The organism is Ideonella sp. B508-1 (assembly GCF_000333615.1).
In the GTDB taxonomy this organism is placed as follows: domain Bacteria; phylum Pseudomonadota; class Gammaproteobacteria; order Burkholderiales; family Burkholderiaceae_C; genus Ideonella.
Genome location: NZ_BADL01000120.1, coordinates 1 through 20,393, shown reverse-complemented (window position 1 = coordinate 20,393; position 20,393 = coordinate 1). Strand labels below are relative to the sequence as shown.

The following is a 20,393-nucleotide window of genomic DNA, read 5'->3' as shown; positions in this document are numbered from 1 at the left end:
GACCACCAGCGGCACCATGCGTTCCAGCGCGCGGCGGATGCCCTCCCCGCCCGGCACCTCGCCGATGCCGGTGCGACCGGCGCTGTCATGCAGCAGCACCAGGTTGCGGGTGAAGAAAGGGGCATGGGCGCCGCACAGGTTCAGCAGCATGCTGTCGCGGCCGGCAACGGGGATGACCCGCATCGCGGTGACGCGGGGCGTGTCGCCCGCAAGGGTGAGCTGGGTGGACATCGACCTTCAGTCCTTCAGCTCGACGCGATGGATCTTCTGCACCACCACCAGGAAGCACAGGGTGGCCACCAGGGCATGGGCCCCCACATAGACCAGGGCGCCGTTGAACGAGCCAGTGGCCTGCAGGATGTAGCCGATGGCGATGGGCGTGGTGATGCTCGACAGGTTGCCGCAGGTGTTGAGCAGGCCGCCACTCAGGCCGGCGATCTTCTTGGGCGCGGTGTCGGAGTTGACCGCCCAGCCCAGCGAGCCCAGGCCCTTGCCGAAGAAGGACAGCGCCATCAGCGTGATCACCAGCACCTGGGAGTCGGTGTAGTTGCAGACCACCATCACCATCGACAGCGTCATGCCCAGCACGATGGGCAGCTTGCGCGCCAGGGTCAGCGAGTGGCCCCGCTTGATCAGCCAGTCGGAGAAGAAGCCACCCAGCACGCCGCCCAGGAAGCCGCAGATGGCCGGGATGGAGGCCACCAGACCGGCCTTCAGGATGGACATGTGGCGTTGTTGCACCAGGTAGACCGGGAACCAGGTGATGAAGAAATAGGTCAGCGCATTGATGCAGTACTGGCCGATGTAGATGCCCAGCATCATGCGGTGGCTGAGCAGTTGCTTGATGTAGTGCAGCTTGGGCTGGGACGCGTCGGCCGAAGCCGCGTTGTCCATGTTGGTCAGCGCGCCGCCGGCCTCGATGTAGGCGATCTCTTCCGCATTGGCGCGAGGGTGCTTCTTGGGGTCGTGCACGAAGCGGTTCCACACCAGCACGAAGCTCAAGCCCAGCACGCCCATCAGCGTGAACACATGGTGCCAGCCGAAGGTGTGCACCACCCAGCCCATGATCGGGCCGAAAAACACCTGGGCGGCGTACTGCGCCGAGTTGAAGATGGCCGAGGCGGTGCCGCGCTCGTTGCTGGGGAACCAGGCCGCGACGATGCGGCTGTTGGCCGGGAAGGACGGCGCCTCGGCCGCCCCCACGGTGAAGCGCAAGGCGAACAGCACCACGATGGCGGTCAAGCCGGTGAGGAAGCCCACCGCCCCCTGCATCAGCGTGAAGGCCGACCACAGGCCGATGCTCCAGGCGTAGACGCGCTTGGAGCCGAACTTGTCGAGCAGCCAGCCGCCGGGCAGTTGCGCGGCCACGTAGGCCCAGCCGAAGGCCGAGAACACATAGCCCATGGCCACCGGGCTCAGGCCCAGGTCCTTGGTGATGGACGGGCCGGCCAGCGAGATGGTGGCGCGGTCAGCGTAGTTGATGACCGTGATGAAGAAGAGGACGGCCAGCACGGTCCAGCGGGCGTTGCTGCGCCGGGCGCCTGCGGTGGCTGCGGCGGCAGCGCTCCGGGCGGGGCCAAGGGTGGTGGTGGAAGAGGTCACCGGGAGTCTCCTGCTGCGGTACGTGTTGTCCGTTGTCGTACAACTTGGCGGCAGTGTAGGAACTTGGCCCGGTCCATGGATCCCGGGTTTTCCCTGGGTATCCGGCCGCGCTTCCAACGCCGATGGATCTGCGCAACCCGGGCGGCGCAGGTCGCGGCACGCTTGGTACAGTGTGCACAGACGCCACGCCCGTGGCGTGGTTTTCTTCTGGTGTATCGCCGCATGTCCATCGCCACGCCCCTTCGCAAGCCCCGCAACCTCGCCCTGACGCTGGTCGAGTCGCTGGGGGATCGCATCCGCGATGGAAAACTGCAGGCCGGCGACAAGCTGCCCACCGAGGCCGCCATCATGGCCGAGTTCGGCGTCAGCCGCACCGTGGTGCGGGAGGCCATCTCCAAGCTGCAGGCCGCGGGCCTGGTGGAGACGCGCCACGGCATCGGCACCTTCGTGCTGGGCCTGGGCGACACGCCGGGCTTCCGGGTGGCCCCGGAGCAACTGGGCACGCTGCAGGACGTGATCGCCCTGCTGGAGCTGCGCATCGGCGTGGAAACCGAGGCCGCCGCCCTGGCTGCCCAGCGCCGCACCAGCGCCAACCTGACCCAGCTGCGCTCCGCCTTGAAGGCGCTGACCGAAGCCATCGAGGCCGGACGCGACGCCGTGGCCGCCGACTTCCAGCTGCACCTGGAAATCGCCCGCGCCACGCAGAACAGCCACTATGTGGACCTGATGTCCTCGCTGGGCAGCGCCATCATCCCGCGGGCCCGCCTGGACTCCGAGGACGCCGACGTCTTCGAGCGCCGACGCCAGTACCTGCGCCGCGTGAATGCCGAGCACGAGAGCATCGTGGACGCCATCGCCGCCCAGGACGCCGAGGCCGCGCGTGCGGCCATGCGCACCCACCTGGCCAACAGCCGCGAACGCCGCCGCCGCGCCCAGGCGGCCAGCTGACCCTCGCTCGCGCCCCGGCGCGGGATCCGTGTTTTCCCGAAGTGGCGCCTGCCTGGGCATATGTTGTACGATGACATACAACATCACGCCGAGCACCCCTTGCCTCGGTCACCGTCCGCCCCCCTCCGGAGAACGCCCATGTCCCCCCAAGAACTCAAGCAAGTCCTGCAAGCGGGTCTGCTGTCCTTCCCGCTGACCGACTTCGACGCCCAGCTGCGCTTTGCCCCCAAGGCCTATGCCGACCGGCTGGAGTGGCTGCAGCCCTACGGCGCCTCGGCCTTGTTCGCGGCCGGCGGCACGGGCGAATTCTTCTCGCTGGAGCCGGGTGAATTCAGCGAAGTCATCAAAGTGGCCCTGGACACCTGCCGTGGCCGCACCCCCATCCTGGCCGGTGCCGGCGGCGGCACCACGCTGGCCATCCGCTACGCGCAGGAAGCCGAGCGCCTGGGTGCGCAGGGCATCCTGCTGCTGCCGCACTACCTGACCGAAGCCAGCCAGGAAGGCCTGATCGCCCATGTGCAGGCTGTCTGCCGGAGCGTGAAGTTCGGCGTGGTGGTCTACAACCGCGGCGGCTGCCGCCTGACCCCGGCCAGCCTGCAGGTGCTGGCCGACACCTGCCCCAACCTGATCGGCTTCAAGGACGGCGTGGGCGACATCGAGAAGTTCGTCGCCATCCGCCAGACCCTGGGCGAGCGCTTCGCCTACCTGGGCGGCCTGCCCACAGCCGAGCTCTTCGCCGGTGCCTACAAGGCCATGGGCTGCCCGGTCTATTCGTCCGCGGTGTTCAACTTCATCCCGAAGACCGCCATGGACTTCTACAACGCCCACGCGGCCGGCGACACCGCCACCTGTGACCGCCTGGTGCGCGACTTCTTCCTGCCCTACATTGCCCTGCGCAACCAATGCGAGGGCTATGCCGTGTCCATCGTCAAGGCCGGCGCCACCCTGGTGGGCCACAGCGCCGGGCCGGTGCGCCCGCCGCTGTCGGACCTGAAGCCTGCGGAGGTGGACCAGCTCGGCGCCCTGATCTCCAAGCTCGGACCGCAGTGACCATGAACGCCACGCCGCACATCACCCAGGTGCGCGTCGTGCCCATCGCCGGGCGCGACAGCATGCTGCTCAACCTGTCGGGGGCGCACGCGCCCTTCTTCACGCGCAACCTGCTCATCCTGACCGACAGCGCCGGCCGCACCGGCGTGGGCGAAGTGCCGGGTGGCGAGCCCATCCGCCGCACGCTGGAAGACGCGCGTGGCCTCATCGAAGGCGCCACGCTGGGCCAGTGGCAGGCCGTGCTGCAGCAGATCCGCACCCGCTTCGCCGACCGCGACAGCGGCGGCCGCGGCCTGCAGACCTTCGACCTGCGCACCACCATCCATGCCGTCACCGCGGTGGAAGCCGCCATGCTGGACCTGCTGGGCCAGCACCTGGAGGTGCCCGTCTGCGCCCTGCTGGGCGAAGGCCAGCAACGCAGCCATGTGCCCATGCTGGGCTACCTGTTCTACGTGGGCGACCGCCTGAGGACGGACCTGCCCTACGACAGCGCGCCCGACGCCGCCGACCCCTGGCTGCGCCTGCGCCATGAGGAGGCCATGACGCCCGAGGCCATCGTGGCGCTGGCCGAGGCGGCCCAGGCCCGCTACGGCTTCCAGGACTTCAAGCTCAAGGGCGGCGTGCTGCGCGGCGAGGAAGAGGTCGAGGCCATCCGCGCCCTGAAGGCACGCTTCCCGGCCGCCCGCATCACCCTGGACCCCAACGGCGGCTGGCTGCTCAAGGACGCCATCCGCCTGATGCGCGACATGCACGGCGTGCTGGCCTATGCCGAAGACCCCTGCGGCGCCGAGGGTGGCTATTCCGGCCGCGAGGTGATGGCCGAGTTCCGCCGTGCCACCGGCCTGCCCACGGCCACCAACATGGTGGCCACCGACTGGCGCCAGATGGTGCATTCGCTGAGCCTGCAGAGCGTGGACATCCCGCTGGCCGACCCGCACTTCTGGACCATGCAGGGCGCCGTGCGCGTGGGCCAGACCTGCCGCGACTTCGGCCTCACCTGGGGTTCGCACTCCAACAACCACTTCGACGTCTCGCTGGCCATGTTCACCCATGCCGCGGCCGCCGTGCCGGGCCGCGTCACCGCCATCGACACGCACTGGATCTGGCAGGACGGCCAGAACCTGACGAAGAACGCCCTGCGCATCGTCGATGGCGAAGTGGCCGTGCCCAGCGCCCCCGGCCTGGGCGTGACGCTGGACATGGCCGCCGTCGAGGCCGCCCACCAGCTCTACCTGCAGCACGGTCTGGGCCAGCGCGACGACGCCATGGCCATGCAGTACCTCGTGCCCGACTGGACCTTCGACAACAAGCGGCCCTGCCTGGTGCGCTGAGCGCCCCGGCCCGCCGCCCTCACCCGGATTGAACATGCTCACCTCCTACGACGCTCGCACCGGTGCCACGCTGGGCACCCTGCCCCCCACCTCGCCGGTGGACGTGGACGCCACCTGCACCGCCGCGGCCCAGGCCTTTGCCCCTTGGCGCGCCAGCAGCGGCGCCCAGCGCGCCGCCCTGCTGCGCGGCCTGGCCGACAGCCTGGAGGCCGACCGCGAGGCCCTGGTGGCCCTGGCCGACCAGGAGACCGCCCTGGGCCCGGTGCGCCTGAACGGCGAACTCGACCGCACCGCCTTCCAACTGCGCCGCTTTGCCGACATCGCCGAGCGGGGCGAGCCCTTCGCCGTGGTGGACGACCCCGCCGTGGCGGGCGCGCCGCCGGCCGGCCACCCGGCCATGCAGCGCTGGTGGCAGCCGCTGGGGCCGGTGGCCATGTTCTCGGCCAGCAACTTCCCCTTCGCCTTCTCGGTGCTGGGGGGCGACACCGCCTCCGCCCTGGCCGCCGGCTGCCCGGTGGTGGTCAAGGCCCACAGCGGCCACCTGCTGCTGTCCAACCGCGTGATGGACGGCGTGCGGCGCGTGCTGGCCGCCCAGCAGCTGCCAGCCGGCCTGATCAGCATGGTGCAAGGCGGCGGACGTGACATCGGCGTGCAGCTGGTGCGCCACCCGGCCATCGCGGCGGGCGCCTTCACCGGCTCCACCGCCGGCGGCGCGGCCCTGGCGGCCGAGGCCGCGGCCCGCCCGCGCCCCATCCCCTTCTTCGGTGAACTGGGCTCCGTCAACCCGGTGGTGGCCCTGCCGGCCGAGCTGGCGGCCCAGGGCAGCACCCTGGCCACCACGCTGGCGGGCTCCATCGCGCTGGGCTGCGGCCAGTTCTGCACCAACCCGGGCGTGATCGTGCTGATCGACCACCTGCAGCCGGGCCTGGACGCCCGCGCGGTGAACGACGCCTTCGTCGCCCAGCTGGAAGAGGCCCTGCGCGCCCAGCAGCCCCATGCCATGCTCACCCGCGGCATGCGTGACGCCTTCGACACCGGCGTGGCCCACTGGGCCCAGGCCGGGGCCGACATGCGCCTGCACGAGACCGCCGCTGCCGGCGCACCGCCGCGCCCGGTGCTGGCCCAGGTCAGCGCGCTGGACTTCATCGCCAAGGCCGCGCTGCGCGAAGAGGTCTTCGGCCCTTCCAGCCTGGTGGTGCGCGCGGCCAGCCTGTCGCAGGCCCTGCAGGTGCTGGCGGCCGTGGGCGGCAGCCTGACCGTGACACTGTGGGGCGCCCAGCAGGACAGCGAAGAGACCCGCGCCCTGGTGGCCGGCGCCATGGCCATCGCCGGCCGCGTGCTGTTTGCCGGCGTGCCCACGGGCGTGGCCGTCACCGCCGCGCAGCAGCACGGCGGCCCCTGGCCCAGCAGTACCCGGCCCGAGAGCACCTCGGTGGGCGATGCCGCGCTGATGCGCTTCCTGCGCCCGGTGTGCCTGCAGGACGCACCGGCCTGGCTGCTGCAGCGCCAGGGTCAGCCCGTCTGACACCACCGAGACCGCCCATGGCCCAGCTGCTGCAGTGTGTGCGCCTGACGCCGGCCCTGGAGGCGGGTCTGGCCCAGCGTCACCAGGTGTGTCGCCTGTTTGAGCAGCCCGACCCGGCCACCTTCCTGCGCCAGGAAGGCGGCGGCTTCACAGCAGCCGTCACCAGCGCGGCACAGGGCCTGCCGGCGGGCGCACTGGGCGCCTTGCCGAAGCTGCGGGTGATCTCCAGCTTCGGTGTGGGCACCGACCGCCTGCCGCTGGCCGAGGCTCGCGCGCGTGGCATTGCGGTGGGCTTCACGCCCGACGTGCTCAACGAGTGCGTCGCCGACATGGCCTTCGCCCTGCTGCTGGACGTGGCGCGCGGCCTGAGCGCCGCCGATCGCTACGTGCGACGCGGCGAATGGCCCAGCGGCCCCCCCACGCTGGGCCGCCGGGTGCATGGCGCACGGCTGGGCGTGGTGGGCATGGGCCGCATCGGCCAGGCCATGGCCCGGCGCGCCGTGGGTTTTGAGATGCCAGTGCGCTACCACACCCCCGCCGCACGCCGGAACTGCCCTGGGCGCATGAACCCTCCCTGCTGGCCCTGGCCGAGTGGGCTGACTTCCTGGTGCTGATCACCCCCGGCGGCCCGGCCACCCACCACTTGGTGAACGCCGAGGTGCTGTGGGCGCTGGGCCCACGGGGCTACCTGATCAATGTGGCCCGCGGCAGCGTGGTGGATGAAGCCGCCCTGGTCGAAGCACTCACGCAAGGCCACATCGCCGGCGCCGGCCTGGACGTCTTCGCCCACGAGCCCGAGGTGCCCCCCGCCCTGCGGGCCCTGGACCGGGTCGTGCTGTCCCCCCACATGGCCAGCGCCACCCAGCAGACCCGCGAAGCCATGGCGCAGCGCGTGCTGGAGAACCTGGACCACTTCCACGCCGAAGGCCGGGTGCGGTTTTCGGCGCTGGACTGACCGCGCACCCGCCCAGCCGAGCCATCAGCGCAGAGCGGCTCTGAAGACCAACAGTTCAAGGGCTGTTGGCTGCATTCACAGTATTTGATTTGTAATCTCAAAAAACAGCCCATATAATGTTAACCGAAATAACAGCCTCGGGACTGTATGCAGCGCTTTCCCCTCCGTACCGCCGCCCAGTTGCCCGCCCTGCTGCAGGCCTTCCGCAAGGAAGCTGGCCTGACCCAACGGGAGGTTGCGCTGCGCCTGGGCGTGACGCAGCAGACCTACTCCGCCCTGGAGCGAAATGCCGACACCGTGGGTGCGGCCCGGCTGCTGAAGCTGCTGAGCCTCTTCGGGGTGGAGCTCACCCTGAGCAAACCCTCCCCCTCGCCCGGCGAGCCCGCCAGCCCAGGGCAGACGAGCTCCGATCCCGGTCAGCCCAGTTGGTGAGCCATGGGACGCCGCTCGCACACCCGGACGCTTGGGCTTTGGATGAACGGCGCCCGGGTGGGCACCTGGCGCCTGAGCCCCAACACCCCGGACACCCTGCACTACGACCCGGCCTGGGTGGCCTCCGCGCAGGGGCGCCCGCTGTCCTTGTCCCTGCCCTTCCTGCCCGGTAACGCGCCGCACCGCGGCGAGAAGGTCCATGCCTATTTCGAGAACCTGCTGCCTGACAGCAAGGACATCCGTGAGCGCCTGGCACGTCGCTTCCGGACCGGTTCCACCGACGCCTTCGCGCTGCTGACGGAAATCGGCCGGGATTGCGTGGGCGCCCTGGAGATCCTGCCCGAGGACCAGGTGTCCGCCGGCATCGCGCCCCTGCAGGCCGAGCCCTTGAACGAAGCCCAGGTGGCCCAGGTGCTGCGCAACGCCACAACGCCCCAGGCGATGGGCCTGGGGGGTGACGACGACGACCTCCGCATCTCCATTGCCGGGGCCCAGGAAAAGACCGCCCTGCTGTGGCACCAAGGGCGCTGGTGCCTGCCGCGCGGCAGCACGCCCACCACGCACATCTTCAAACTGCCCTTAGGGCTGATCGGCGGCATGAAGCTGGACATGCGCGACTCGGTCGAGAACGAGTGGCTGTGTGCACGGGTTCTGAGCGCCTTTGGCCTTCCGGTGGCCAACTGCCAAGCGATGCAGTTCGAGGACGTCAAGGCCTTGGTGGTTGAGCGCTTCGACCGCGACGGATGGACACCCCACGACGGCCGCGAGTGTCTGCTGCGGCTGCCGCAGGAAGACCTGTGCCAAGCTTTCGGTGTGGGGCCGGAGGCCAAATACGAAGCCGAGGGCGGCCCCGGCATGGACGCCATCCTCGACCTGCTCGACGGCTCCCTCGAACGGGAACGGGACCGGCGCCACTTCTTCACTGCGCAGCTGCTCTTCTGGATGCTCTGCGCCACCGATGGCCATGCCAAGAACTTCAGCCTGTTCCTGCGTCCCGGCGGGCGTTACCAGCTCGCCCCGCTGTACGACGTGCTGTCGATCTACCCCGTGCTGGGCGACGGGCCTGCCCGCATCTCCGCACACCGCGCCAAGATGGCGATGGCCGTGCGCGCCAAGAATCCGCACTGGCGCATCCGCGATATCCTGCGCCGACACTGGGCAGCGCTGGGCAGCCGGCACGGCATCGTCACCGAGCAAGGGCAGCCGGTCGACGCGCTGATCGACGACATCGTCGGCCGAACGCCCCAGGTGATCGACGCCGTGCGTGGCCAGTTGCCGCCGGGCTTCCCTGGGACCGTCGCTGACGGCATCCTGCAGGGCCTGCAGGCCGCAGCACACCAACTGGCCGGAGGCAGCTGACGTCAACCCTCGGCGCCCGGATGGGTGTCACAACCCAACAGACCGACCGGGCCAGGCGCCTGCCCCAACAGATCGCGATAAGCCCCCTGCACCAGCGCCTGCGGCGCAATGCCCAGCCGGGCCATCAACGCATGGGCCTCGTCCACGCCGGCCTGCGGCGGCTCGTCATCTGCCAGCACCACCTCCAGCTCCATGAAGTCGCCCAGGCCCTGGACGCGGTCCAGGTGGACGCGGGTGCGGCCCACCAGGTAGAGCGTGCGCTGCTTGACGACCCGCCCCGCCTGCCCATGGGCCTGGGTGAGCACCGCGCGCAGGGACGCCGGCGAATCGGTGGGCGACAGCACATAGAAGGACGCCTTGGGGCCCTCCTCGTCCGCACGCTGGTAGAAGATGAGCTGCCCCGTCCCGTCGGCGAACTCGCGCAGCTTCAGCCGCCCGGCCGGACAGGGAAAAAACGTGTCGTCCTGCGCGATGGCGGTGGGGCCGCTGGTGGCGATGGCGGCGACGCGCGCGGCCAGGGCGTCCAGGTCGTCAACGCGGGCCTTGATTTCGATGTTGCGGGGCATGGGAGGCCAGAAAGAAGGTTGGCCATTCTGGCGCTCTGCCGCGTGCAATGCGGTGGCCATCGCCACGGGGCCGTACGGCCTCTGAAGCCGGTAAGGCAGCTCTGCTGCGGAAGTGGACACGGCAGCTAGAGTCTGTGGTCTCACAGCTTCAAGGGTGCGATATGGAAGGGTGTTTTGTCGAGTTCAATCCGCCGGACGACGCTCACACGCGGCGAACCATCGAATACGTGAACTACGTGGCTGCGCTCAAGCGAGAAGACGCACTCGACGAGGAGTCGATGGCCAAGAAACTGAGCGAAGATGAACGCGCGCATTTTCGAGTGCTAACTCCCGACGAGTTGCACCGGTGGAACACTTTCTGGTTCTCAGCGCCTCTGCCACAGCGGCATTCCGCAACTATGCCGACTCCTGGGGGGACTTCGGCTCTATGGTGGATTCGATTGCGAATGCCGAGTTGATATCACGGGCGTGAGCACGAAACGAGGCCGCTTCTACCTAACCTCCGAGCCGGAGAGCTACCCATTCGGTGGGACCAGCTGCCTAGTCGCCCTTCTTGAATGTCTGGGAAACAAGGTCTCGTCCGTCAATGACGGGACGGTGGGTCATCCCGCACGTCCAGCCGTGGGAGCCGCGGCACCGCTGATTGCCAGAGCTGAACCAGCGGCGATGGAGACCAATGTCCACTTTCAGTCTGAAGCCCCCTGTCGTCACTGGAAGACGGCTATGCAGCGGTTGCGATAGATGGCCAAGTCCGCGCGTACTCACGCTGCTTAGCACCAAGCAGTTGCCTAGCCCGGTGCAATCGGTGGTCGCTCAAATAGCGGCTTCACAAGGGCTGTGACAGATCAGCCTGAAAAGTGTGACTAATTTACTACTTCGCCGACAGCACACGACGTCTTGGCCGTGCATGGCTATGCTACCTTCATTCAAGAGTGGGAGGAGCTGTGTACATCACGCGCATCAGAATTAAGAATTTTCGTTCTCTCGTTGACGCTGAGATTTTCCCAGCAAGCTACACAGCGCTCGTCGGGCCGAACGATTCGGGAAAGAGCAATGTCCTCAGAGCGCTCAATCTCTTCTTCAATCTGCAGACAGACGTTGGGCAACCACTAGTATTTGATCTCGACTATAGCCAACAAGCTGCATTAAGAGTTAACCGAGCCAAGCAAATCGAGATCGAGCTTGAGTTTCAGCCTCCTGCCAATTACACAGACAATTCTCCAGTAGTCTGGAAGAAGACCTGGCGAGATGGTTCAACGACACCCCATTCCGACGAACTTCACATGCGGGATGGGAGCAAGTTCAGTCCGAGGTCTAGAACCGAGTTTTGGGTTCGTCAAATCGGCTACGAATATGTACCAGCGATTCGAGGGAAGGAGTTTTTCGCCACCCTGAAACGGCGCCTACACAACACACTTGCTGCCACTATCGCCCCGCGACTGGATTCGGCGTCTGGCAGTTTCCTCGGAAGTATCAGAAAGGAAGTCGGGAACATTGAACAGGAAGCTCGCCGGCTCTTTAATCTGAAGACTGAGTTCGCCCTACCTAGCGATCTGGGCAGTCTATTCGAGATCCTGGACTTAAAGACCGCCGACAAGCATGCGGCTACGCCCTTGCAGAATCGAGGAGATGGAATACAGGGGCGACACATTCCAGTAATACTCCGTTTTCTGGCCTATCAAAGGAAGGCGAATTTTGCGCGAGGCAAGCCTCCACCTGAAACCATATGGGGATATGAGGAACCCGAGAACAACCTTGAGTTGGCGAAGCAGATCGACGAAGCAACAGAGTTCCTTGAATGTTCGAATTCAATCCAAGTGCTTATGACAACGCATTCCCCAGCGTTCTACAGCGTCGCCAAGGAAGAGAAAACGGCAAAGACTTGGTTTGCTACGCGCACCGACGGCAAGACGCTGTTCAGCGAATCAGCGACACGACAGACCCTTGATCAGGAGCTTGGGTTAATGCCGTTCGTCCAGCCGTATCTAGCGCGGGCTGTCTCGCAACGTCGCGACATGCTGCAGCAGATTAAGACACTTCATGCTCAGTCGCTGCACATTGATCGGGCGGTACTTTGCCTTGAGGGCGACACCGATAAGGCAATTCTGGACGCAGCATGCAACGTGTTATTTTCAGCGCCACAACCGTTCGAGATTGTTGCTAAGCCGGGCATGGGTGCGGGTGTCGGATGGGCCGTTGGTTACGCAACAGCTAGAGCCGTGCTTCCTGATCTGAAGTGGAAGACCGCAATCCTGCTTGATGACGATGAAGCTGGCAAGTTGGCGCGAGAAAAATTGACGACTCGCCTGAAGGCAATTAACCGCACAGACATGGTCAAGATTTTTAGAGTCGGTTCAGCGAACGCCGACGGAGAGCTTCGAACAGTTATAAAGGCGGGCATCCGAATATCGATCGCTATAGAGGAGCTCTGCGACACCAATGCTTGGGACCATGCTGAAAAAATGGGTTGGCTTGAGGCGAGACCAGATGTCGTCAAACAGAACGCCGACAAACTTCGCGCCGATGAATGCTTCACGGACATGATTGCCAAGAAGCTCCCTGATGCGGCCTGCCAACGGCTAGTCAAAAAGCGCGTGAAATCGAATCGAAAGGGGCAATTCGCAAAACATGTCGCGAGTGGAATAAAAGCGAAAGCGTCTGTCCCACCTTCTCTAGCAGCGCTGGTTAGCGCGCTACATAACCATTTCTCGACGAAGTCGTCAAACACGAACAGCTAGGTTGGCGCCTATCCGGCCGCTGCCGGATTCCAAACTGCGCACACTTGAGAAATTACCTAGTCTTCCGCTCTCACCGCGATTACTAGCAAGGATACACCAGCCGCTCTATGCAGCGCACATTCAGCGATTGGTCTTCGTTGTATCCACCGTTGGAGTATTCGATCACGAATGACACGGCCCAGTCTGATGCCCTCCTCGCCTTCCTCCGGCGAAATTCCATTCAATACACCCCCGCCCCACCCCGACACACTCGCCCCTCCGATGAGGACGAGTGTGGAGGTCTGAGGTGACGGCACTGGTGCTGGCGATGGGAACGTTTGCGTTGATGGGGGCCATCACGCCGGGGCCGGTGAATGTGCTGGCCATCCGCCATGGCGCGGCGGCCGGCCGGCTGACGGCGCTGGCCTATGTGCTGGGCGCCAGCCTGAGCTACGCGCTGGTGGTGTGGCTGATGGGCCAGGGCGGCGCCTGGCTGTTGCATGAGGCCTGGGCCGTGCAGGGCGCGCGCTGGTTGGGTGCGGCCTACCTGCTGCACCTGGCATGGCGCATCGCCACCGCGCCGCCCATGGCGCTGGCCGGCCCGGCGGACGCGCCGCGGCACGCGGCCTGGGCTGCCCTGGCCGCGCTGCGGGACGGGGGCCTGACGCAGTCGCTCAACCCCAAGGCCTGGCTGGTGGCGCTGTCGGGCATCGGCCTGTTCGTGCTGCCGCAGGCAGATGCGCAGGCCGCGCTGGGGCTGTTCTGCGCGGTGTCGCTGCTGGCCTGCGGCCTGGGCGTGGGCTGCTGGGCCCTGGCCGGCCGGCTGCTGGCGCAGGCCCTGGCCCCACCGGCGCGGCAGCAGGGGTTCAACCGGGCGATGGGCGCGCTGCTGGCCCTGAGCGTGGCCAGTATGCTTGGCTGACCTGATCTCCCACGCGCCATGTCCAGCTCTGCTCCCAGCCCGCACCGCATCCACCGCCACCCGGCCGCGCCCTGGGCGGCGCTGCGCGTCAGCGTCGGCACGCGGGACTGCTACCGCCCGCATTCGCACCCGGAATACTCGGTGGGCATCGTCGACGAAGGCGGCGCCACCTTCCACCACCCCAGCGGCCCGCAGCCGGTGCGGGCCGGCTCGGTGGTGCTGATCGAGCCGCAGGTGGTGCACGCCTGCAACCCGGCCGCCGGCCAGCCCTGGTCCTACCGCATGCTGTTCGTGGATGCGGCCTGGCTGCACGCCGCGGTGGCTGGGGTGTGGGGGCTGGCTCAGGCGCCGCAGGGTCTGCACTTCGCCTCCCGCGCGGTGGACGACCCTGCGGTGAGCGCCGTGGTGGACCGGCTGTGCCAACCCATCACCCACGCCGCCTCCGCGCAGGCCCTGGCCGAGGCGCTGCCGCGCTGGCTGGCCGACCGCGTGGTGGCGGGCCCGCCGCAGGACGCCGCACCCGTGCCGGACGAGCTGCAACCCGCCATCGCCGCCATGCAGCACGACACCGGCCAGCGCCTGACGGTGCAGGCCCTGGCCCAGGCCTGCGGCATGAGCGCGCCGCGCTTCATCCGCCGCTTCCAGGCGGTGTTCGGCCTGACCCCGGGCAGCTACCTGCAGAACCAGCGCCTCAACGGCGCGCGGCGCCTGCTGGCCCAGGGCAGCGCGCTGGCCGACACCGCCCAGGCCATGGGTTTTGCCGACCAGGCCCATCTGCAGCGCAGCTTCAAGGCCCACCACGCCATGACGCCGGGCGACTACCGGCCGCCGCGCCGCTGAGCCGCCTCGGCCCAGGCCCGGGCGATGTGGCGCAGCTTCTCGGGGTTGCGCTGGGTGTGGATGCGGGTGATGCGCTGGCCGTCCGTCTCCAGGCCCTGGGCCGATTCCAGCTGGCCACCGATGAAGCGCAGCAGGCCCCACTGGCCGTTCAGGCGCACCAGCTCGATGCGCTGCTCGGTGTGGTCGCGTTCGCTGCGCCGCCACACCGCGTGGTAGAGCTGGGCGATGCGCCGCCCGCCGGCCAGCACCTTGCCGAAGCTGGCCACCACGCCGCCGCCATCGCTGATGAGTTCGGCGTCCTCGGCCAGCAGGGCCTGCAGGCGGGCAAAGTCGCCCTCGCGCGCGGCCTCGGCAAAGCCGGCCAGCAGACGGTGATGCTGTTCGGGGCTCACGCTCTGGCGCGGTCGTTCGGCCTTCAGCTGGGCCTTGGCGCGCGAGACGATCTGGCGGCAGGCCGCCTCGCTCTTGCCCAGGGCCCGGGCCACCTCGGCGTAGTCGGCGTCGAAGACCTCTCGCAGCAGAAAGGCCGCCCGCGCCTCGGGGCCCAGGCGCTCCAGCAGGGCCAGAAAGGCCATGGAGATGTCGTCGGCCCGCTCCAGCAGGGCCTCGGGCGTGGCGGGCAGCTCCACATGGGCGGCGGGCCGGAGTTCCTCGTCGTCCAGCCAGGGCTCGGGCAGCCAGAAGCCGACGTAATGCGCCCGCTGGGCCTGGGCGCTGCGCAGCCGGTCGATGGCCAGGCGGGTGGTCACGGTCACCAGCCAGGCCTCGGGCTGATCCAGCGTGGCGCGGTCGGCTGCATGCCAGCGCAGCCAGACGTCCTGCACCAGTTCCTCGGCGTCGGCCACGCTGCCCAGCATGCGGTAGGCGATGCCCTGCAGCCGGGGCCGCAGGCGGTCGAACAAGGCGGTGTGGGTATCCATGGCAGGTCAGACGAACCAGCCCGGTGGTTTGTGACAGGCAGCCGAGCGGTCTTGATGCTTTCTTGATGCGCCAGCGCCGATTCTTGTCCACGGCTTGATGGCCCGCTTCCTAGCATGACCTTCATCGACATGGAGGTTGTCATGCCCGTCTTTGAATGGACCGCCGCCGCACTGGCGGTCGGCCTGCTGATCTACCTGGTTGCCGCGCTGCTGCGGCCGGAGGATTTCTCATGAGCACCGCTGCCTGGCTGCAACTGGCCGTCTTTCTGGCGGTGCTGGGCGCGCTGGCCTGGCCGCTGGCGCGCTGGATCGACGCGGTGATGGCCGGCCGCCTGGCTTGGCTGAACCGGCTGGAGGCGCCGCTGTTCCGCCTGGCCGGTGTGCGGCCACAGGAAGAGGCCGGCTGGAAGCGCTACACCCTGGGCCTGCTCCTGTTCAATGGCCTGGGCGTGCTGGCGGTGTACCTGCTGCAGCGCTGGCAGGCCGCCCTGCCCTTCAACCCGCAGCAAATGCCCGCGGTGGCGCCGGACCTGGCCTTCAACACCGCCGTCAGCTTCGTCACCAACACCGACTGGCAGGCCTACGGCGGCGAAAGCAGCCTGAGCTACCTGACCCAGATGCTGGCACTGACGGTGCAGAACTTCCTCTCGGCGGCCACCGGCATCGCCGTGGTGGTGGCGCTGGTGCGCGGCTTCGCACGCCACTCGGCCCAGGCCATCGGCAACGTCTGGGCCGACCTGAGCCGCGCCACGCTGTGGGTGCTGCTGCCGCTGTCCTTCGTGTTCGCGCTGGTGCTGGTGGGCCAGGGGGTGATCCAGAACTTCAGCCCCTACACCACCGTGCAGACGGTGGAGACCGTGCACTGGCAGGAGCCCCGCCTGGGCCCCGACGGCCAGCCTCTGAAGGACGCCCAGGGCCAGCCGGTGCTGGACGACAAGCAGGACGCGCACCAGACCCTGGCCATGGGCCCGGTGGCCTCGCAGCTGGCCATCAAGATGCTGGGCACCAATGGTGGCGGCTTCTTCAACGCCAACTCGGCCCACCCCTATGAGAACCCGACGCCGCTGTCCAACTTCCTGCAGATGCTCAGCATCTTCCTGATCCCGGCGGCGCTGTGCTTCGTCTTCGGCCGCATGGTGGGCGACGCCCGCCAGGGCTGGGCGCTGCTGGGCGCAATGACGGCGATGTTCGTGGTCATGGCCGTGCTGGCCACCGTGGCCGAGCAGCAGGGCAACCCGCTGCTGAGCGCGCTGGGGACCGACCCGAGCGCCAGCGCGCTGCAGAGCGGCGGCAACATGGAAGGCAAGGAGGTGCGCTTCGGCATCAACGCCTCCGCGCTGTTCGCCACCATCACCACCGCGGCGTCCTGCGGCGCGGTCAACGCCATGCACGATTCCTTCACCCCGCTGGGGGGCGCCGTGCCCCTGGTGCTGATGCAGCTGGGCGAGGTGGTGTTCGGCGGCGTGGGCTCGGGCCTGTACGGCATGCTGGTCTTCGCCATCCTGTCGGTGTTCATCGCCGGGCTGATGATCGGCCGCACGCCCGAATACCTGGGCAAGAAGATCGAGACCTTCGAGATGAAGATGGTCGCCATCGCCATCCTCGTCACCCCGCTGCTGGTGCTGGGCGGCACGGCGCTGGCGGTGCTGACCGAGGCCGGCCGCGCCGGCCTGGCCAACCCGGGCGCGCATGGCTTCTCGGAGGTGCTCTACGCCTTCAGCTCGGCGGCCAACAACAACGGCAGCGCCTTTGCCGGGCTGTCGGTCAACACGCTCTTCTACAACCTGAGCCTGGCGGTGGCCATGGCGCTGGGCCGCTTCGGCGTCATCGTGCCGGTGCTGGCCATCGCCGGCTCGCTGGCCGCCAAGAAGCGCCTGGCCGCCACCGAGGGCACCCTGCCCACCCATGGCCCGCTGTTCATCGTGCTGCTCATCGGCGCGGTGCTGCTGGTGGGCCTGCTGAACTACGTGCCCGCCCTGGCCCTGGGCCCGGTGGCGGAACACCTGAGCCTGTGGGCGCATTGAAGGAGGCCCAACATGACACGCCAAACCCTGAAACTCTTCGACCCCGTGCTGCTGCGCCCGGCCCTGCTGGACGCGCTGCGCAAGCTCAGCCCGCGGGTGCAATGGCGCAACCCGGTGATGTTCGTCGTCTACGTGGGCAGCGCCTTCACCACGGCCCTGGCCATCGCCCAGCCCAGCCTGTTCACCCTCGGCGTGGCGCTGTGGCTGTGGTTCACCGTGCTGTTCGCCAACTTCGCCGAGGCCCTGGCCGAGGGCCGCAGCAAGGCCCAGGCGGCCAGCCTGCGCGGCCTCAAGCGCCAGACCTGGGCCAAGCGCCTGACCCACTACCAGCGCGGCCTGCCGCGTGAACAGCTGCAATGGCACCCGCTGGAGGCCGACGCGCTGCGCAAGGAGGAGCATGTGCTGATCGAGGCCGGCGACGTGGTGCCGGCCGATGGCGAGGTGGTGGACGGTGTGGCCTCGGTGGACGAGAGCGCCATCACCGGCGAGTCGGCCCCGGTCATCCGCGAATCGGGCGGCGACTTCAGCTCGGTCACCGGCGGCACCCGCGTGCTGTCGGACTGGATCGTGGTGCGCGTCACGGTCAACCCGGGCGAGACCTTCGTCGACCGCATGATCGCGATGGTGGAGAACGCCAAGCGGCAGAAGACACCCAACGAGATCGCGCTGACCATCCTGCTGGTGGCGCTGACCATCGTCTTCCTGGGCGTGGTGGCCACGCTGCTGCCCTACTCCGTCTTCAGCGTGCAGGCCTCGGGCGCCGGCCAGCCGGTGGGCCTGGTGGTGCTGGTGGCCCTGCTGGTCTGCCTGATCCCCACCACCATCGCCGGCCTGCTCTCGGCCATCGGCGTGGCGGGCATGAGCCGCATGATGCAGGCCAACGTCATCGCCACCTCCGGCCGGGCGGTGGAGGCCGCGGGCGACGTGGACGTGCTGCTGCTGGACAAGACCGGCACCATCACCCTGGGCAACCGCCAGGCCACGGCCTTCGTGCCGGCGCCGGGCGTGAGCGAGCAGACGCTGGCCGACGCGGCTCAGCTGGCCTCGCTGGCCGACGAGACGCCCGAGGGCCGCAGCATCGTGGTGCTGGCCAAGCAGCGCTTCCAGCTGCGCGAGCGTGAGCTGGGCAGCCTGCAGGCCGAGTTCGTGCCCTTCACCGCCCAGAGCCGCATGAGCGGGGCCGACCTGCCGCAGCCCGGCGGCGGCCTGCGCCAGCTGCGCAAGGGCGCGGCCGACGCGGTGCGCCGCCATGTGGAGGCGCTGGACGGCGACTGGCCCGCCGCGCTGCAGGCCAGCGTGGAGGACATCGCCCGCCGCGGCAGCACGCCGCTGGTGGTGGCCGATGGCCGCCGCGCCCTGGGCGTGGTGGAGCTCAAGGACATCGTCAAGGGCGGCATCCGCGAGCGCTTTGCCGAGCTGCGCCGCATGGGCATCCAGACGGTGATGGTGACCGGCGACAACCGGCTCACCGCCGCCGCCATCGCCGCCGAAGCCGGGGTGGACGACTTCCTGGCCGAGGCCACGCCCGAGGCCAAGCTGGCCCTGATCCGCGAACACCAGGCCGCCGGCCGCCTGGTGGCCATGACCGGCGACGGCACCAACGACGCCCCCGCGCTGGCCCAGGCCGACGTGGCCGTGGCCATGAACACCGGCACCCAGGCCGCCAAGGAAGCCGGCAACATGGTGGACCTGGACAGCAACCCCACCAAGCTGATCGAGATCGTCGAGACCGGCAAGCAGATGCTGATGACCCGCGGCTCGCTGACCACCTTCAGCATCGCCAACGACGTGGCCAAGTACTTCGCCATCATCCCGGCGGCCTTCGTCAGCACCTACCCGGCACTGGGCGCCCTCAACGTGATGCACCTGGCCAGCCCGGCCTCGGCCATCCTCTCGGCGGTGATCTTCAACGCGCTGATCATCGTCGCGCTGATCCCGCTGGCCTTGAAGGGCGTGCCCTACCGCGCGGTGGGCGCGGCCCTGCTGCTGCGCCGCAACCTGCTGATCTACGGCCTGGGCGGCGTCATCGTGCCCTTCATCGGCATCAAGGCCATCGACCTGCTGATCGCCGGCCTGGGCCTGGCCTGAACACACTTTCCAAGGAGTCTTCCATGGACACCCTCGCTTCCCCCCGCGCCGCCGCCACCACCGCCCCGACCGAAGGCCTGTGGCGCCCGGCCCTCGTGCTGTTCGCCGCCCTCTCGCTCATCACCGGTCTGGCCTACCCGCTGGCCGTCACCGGCGTGGCCCAGGCCACCCTGGCCGACCCGGCCAACGGCAGCCTGGTGTGGCGCGACGGCAAGGCCGTCGGCTCCAGTCTGATCGGCCAGTCCTTCAGCGACCCGACGCACTTCTGGGGCCGGCCGTCGGCCACCACCCCCATGCCCGACAACGCGGCCAACTCCGGCGGCTCCAACCTGGGCCCCAGCAACCCGGCCCTGGTGGCCGCGGTGAAAGACCGCATCCAGGCCCTGCACGCGGCCGACCCCAGCCAGACCGCCCCGGTGCCCATCGACCTGGTGACCGCCTCGGCCAGCGGGCTGGACCCGCACATCAGCGTGGCCGCGGCGCAGTACCAGCTGCCCCGCATCGCCCGCCTGCGCGGCGTGCCCGTGGCCGCCCTGCAGGACTTGGTGGCCCGCCACACCGAGGGGATACTGCTGGGGTTCCTGGGCGAGCCGCGGGTGAACGTGCTGCAGCTCAACCTGGACCTGGACGCGCGCTATCCCACCACCGCCCCCACACCCGCCCGACCCCAGACCTGACCCTGCGATGACGGACGACACCCGGCCCGACCCCGACGCCCTGCTGCGCCAGGTCCAGGCCGACGAAGCCCAGGCCCGGCGCGGCCGGCTGAAGATCTTCTTCGGCGCCAGCGCGGGCGTGGGCAAGACCTGCGCCATGCTGGTGGCCGCCCAGGCGGCCCGGGCCGGCGGCACGCCGCTGGCCGTCGGCGTGGTCGAAACCCATGGCCGCGCCGAGACCGAGGCCCTGGCCCAGGGCCTGCCCCGTCTGCCCCTGCGCCAGGTGCCCCACCGCGGGCGGGTGCTGGCCGAGTTCGACCTGGACGGCGCGCTGGCCTTCGGCCGCGAGCACCCCGACGCCCTGCTGCTGCTGGACGAGCTGGCCCACAGCAACGCGCCCGGCTCGCGCCACCCCAAGCGCTGGCAGGACGGGAGGAACTGCTGGAGGCCGGCCGGAC

Annotated in this window: 17 protein-coding genes and 3 pseudogenes; 15 read left to right on the top strand and 5 right to left on the bottom strand. The window is 68.6% G+C overall.

From position 1 onward, the window contains the following. Window positions 1-231, bottom strand: a pseudogene (locus I73_RS05305) (glucarate dehydratase); the annotation flags it as partial. A 6-nt stretch (window positions 232-237) separates the two neighbouring features. Continuing rightward, window positions 238-1,602: an MFS transporter gene (locus I73_RS26100; protein ID WP_022979661.1), complete on the bottom strand. Its 1,365-nt coding sequence runs from the start codon at window positions 1,600-1,602 to the stop codon at window positions 238-240. A 222-nt stretch (window positions 1,603-1,824) separates the two neighbouring features. Here I73_RS26100 and I73_RS05295 point away from each other — a divergent pair, with 222 nt between their 5' ends. The 7 genes and pseudogenes from I73_RS05295 to I73_RS05265 all read left to right on the top strand — a co-directional run bounded on the left by I73_RS05295 (window position 1,825) and on the right by I73_RS05265 (window position 9,202). After that, the gene (locus I73_RS05295; RefSeq protein ID WP_022979660.1) at window positions 1,825-2,550 is read left to right on the top strand and encodes a FadR/GntR family transcriptional regulator; all 726 of its coding nucleotides are present in this window, start codon (window positions 1,825-1,827) and stop codon (window positions 2,548-2,550) included. A gap of 138 nt (window positions 2,551-2,688) precedes the next feature. Continuing rightward, window positions 2,689-3,600, top strand: coding sequence for a 5-dehydro-4-deoxyglucarate dehydratase (kdgD, locus tag I73_RS05290; RefSeq protein ID WP_022979659.1), 912 nt, complete (start codon window positions 2,689-2,691; stop codon window positions 3,598-3,600). A 2-nt stretch (window positions 3,601-3,602) separates the two neighbouring features. Continuing rightward, complete coding sequence (gene gudD / locus I73_RS05285) at window positions 3,603-4,931, top strand: glucarate dehydratase (RefSeq protein ID WP_040499629.1); 1,329 nt, start codon at window positions 3,603-3,605, stop codon at window positions 4,929-4,931. A 34-nt stretch (window positions 4,932-4,965) separates the two neighbouring features. Next, window positions 4,966-6,456, top strand: a complete 1,491-nt coding sequence (locus tag I73_RS05280) for an aldehyde dehydrogenase (NADP(+)) (RefSeq protein ID WP_022979657.1) — start codon at window positions 4,966-4,968, stop codon at window positions 6,454-6,456. A 17-nt stretch (window positions 6,457-6,473) separates the two neighbouring features. Further along, window positions 6,474-7,411 (top strand): annotated as a pseudogene (locus I73_RS34795) (2-hydroxyacid dehydrogenase). A 147-nt stretch (window positions 7,412-7,558) separates the two neighbouring features. Then, window positions 7,559-7,843 carry a helix-turn-helix transcriptional regulator gene (locus tag I73_RS05270; protein WP_022979656.1) on the top strand — a complete coding sequence of 95 codons (285 nt, stop codon included), beginning with the start codon at window positions 7,559-7,561 and terminating at the stop codon, window positions 7,841-7,843. A gap of 42 nt (window positions 7,844-7,885) precedes the next feature. Continuing rightward, window positions 7,886-9,202: a type II toxin-antitoxin system HipA family toxin gene (locus tag I73_RS05265; RefSeq protein WP_022979655.1), complete on the top strand. Its 1,317-nt coding sequence runs from the start codon at window positions 7,886-7,888 to the stop codon at window positions 9,200-9,202. 2 nt (window positions 9,203-9,204) lie between these two features. On the opposite strand, the gene I73_RS26090 is transcribed toward I73_RS05265, so the two are convergent. Beyond that, window positions 9,205-9,768: a class IV adenylate cyclase gene (locus tag I73_RS26090; RefSeq protein WP_022979654.1), complete on the bottom strand. Its 564-nt coding sequence runs from the start codon at window positions 9,766-9,768 to the stop codon at window positions 9,205-9,207. Window positions 9,769-9,908: 140 nt separating this feature from the next. Then, window positions 9,909-10,082 (bottom strand): hypothetical protein, encoded by a 174-nt coding sequence (locus tag I73_RS33070; RefSeq protein ID WP_159105846.1) that lies wholly within the window; start codon window positions 10,080-10,082, stop codon window positions 9,909-9,911. Window positions 10,083-10,712: 630 nt separating this feature from the next. On the opposite strand from I73_RS33070, the gene I73_RS31390 reads away from it, so the two are divergent. From I73_RS31390 to I73_RS05250, 3 genes are all read left to right on the top strand, one after another. Next, window positions 10,713-12,506, top strand: coding sequence for an ATP-dependent endonuclease (locus I73_RS31390; protein ID WP_199899033.1), 1,794 nt, complete (start codon window positions 10,713-10,715; stop codon window positions 12,504-12,506). A 286-nt stretch (window positions 12,507-12,792) separates the two neighbouring features. Then, window positions 12,793-13,407, top strand: a complete 615-nt coding sequence (locus I73_RS05255) for a LysE family translocator (protein ID WP_022979653.1) — start codon at window positions 12,793-12,795, stop codon at window positions 13,405-13,407. Window positions 13,408-13,425: 18 nt separating this feature from the next. Continuing rightward, window positions 13,426-14,247 carry an AraC family transcriptional regulator gene (locus I73_RS05250; RefSeq protein WP_022979652.1) on the top strand — a complete coding sequence of 274 codons (822 nt, stop codon included), beginning with the start codon at window positions 13,426-13,428 and terminating at the stop codon, window positions 14,245-14,247. On the opposite strand, the gene I73_RS05245 is transcribed toward I73_RS05250, so the two are convergent. Beyond that, window positions 14,226-15,167, bottom strand: coding sequence for an RNA polymerase sigma-70 factor (locus tag I73_RS05245; protein ID WP_022979651.1), 942 nt, complete (start codon window positions 15,165-15,167; stop codon window positions 14,226-14,228). The two genes, I73_RS05250 and I73_RS05245, sit on opposite strands and share 22 nt — an antisense overlap. Window positions 15,168-15,281: 114 nt before the next feature. Here I73_RS05245 and kdpF point away from each other — a divergent pair, with 114 nt between their 5' ends. From kdpF to I73_RS26085, 5 genes and pseudogenes are all read left to right on the top strand, one after another. Continuing rightward, on the top strand, window positions 15,282-15,401 hold the full coding sequence (kdpF, locus tag I73_RS31385; protein ID WP_022979650.1) for a K(+)-transporting ATPase subunit F: 120 nt from the start codon (window positions 15,282-15,284) through the stop codon (window positions 15,399-15,401). Continuing rightward, a complete protein-coding gene (kdpA, locus tag I73_RS05235) occupies window positions 15,398-17,191 on the top strand; it encodes a potassium-transporting ATPase subunit KdpA (RefSeq protein WP_022979649.1) in 1,794 nt (597 codons plus the stop codon). The genes kdpF and kdpA overlap by 4 nt, the downstream gene beginning before the upstream one ends. A 12-nt stretch (window positions 17,192-17,203) precedes the next feature. Further along, window positions 17,204-19,279, top strand: a complete 2,076-nt coding sequence (kdpB, locus tag I73_RS05230; RefSeq protein ID WP_022979648.1) for a potassium-transporting ATPase subunit KdpB — start codon at window positions 17,204-17,206, stop codon at window positions 19,277-19,279. A 23-nt stretch (window positions 19,280-19,302) separates the two neighbouring features. After that, the gene (kdpC, locus tag I73_RS05225) at window positions 19,303-19,956 is read left to right on the top strand and encodes a potassium-transporting ATPase subunit KdpC (RefSeq protein WP_022979647.1); all 654 of its coding nucleotides are present in this window, start codon (window positions 19,303-19,305) and stop codon (window positions 19,954-19,956) included. A gap of 7 nt (window positions 19,957-19,963) precedes the next feature. Further along, a pseudogene (locus I73_RS26085) lies at window positions 19,964-20,393 on the top strand (two-component system sensor histidine kinase KdbD); the annotation flags it as partial.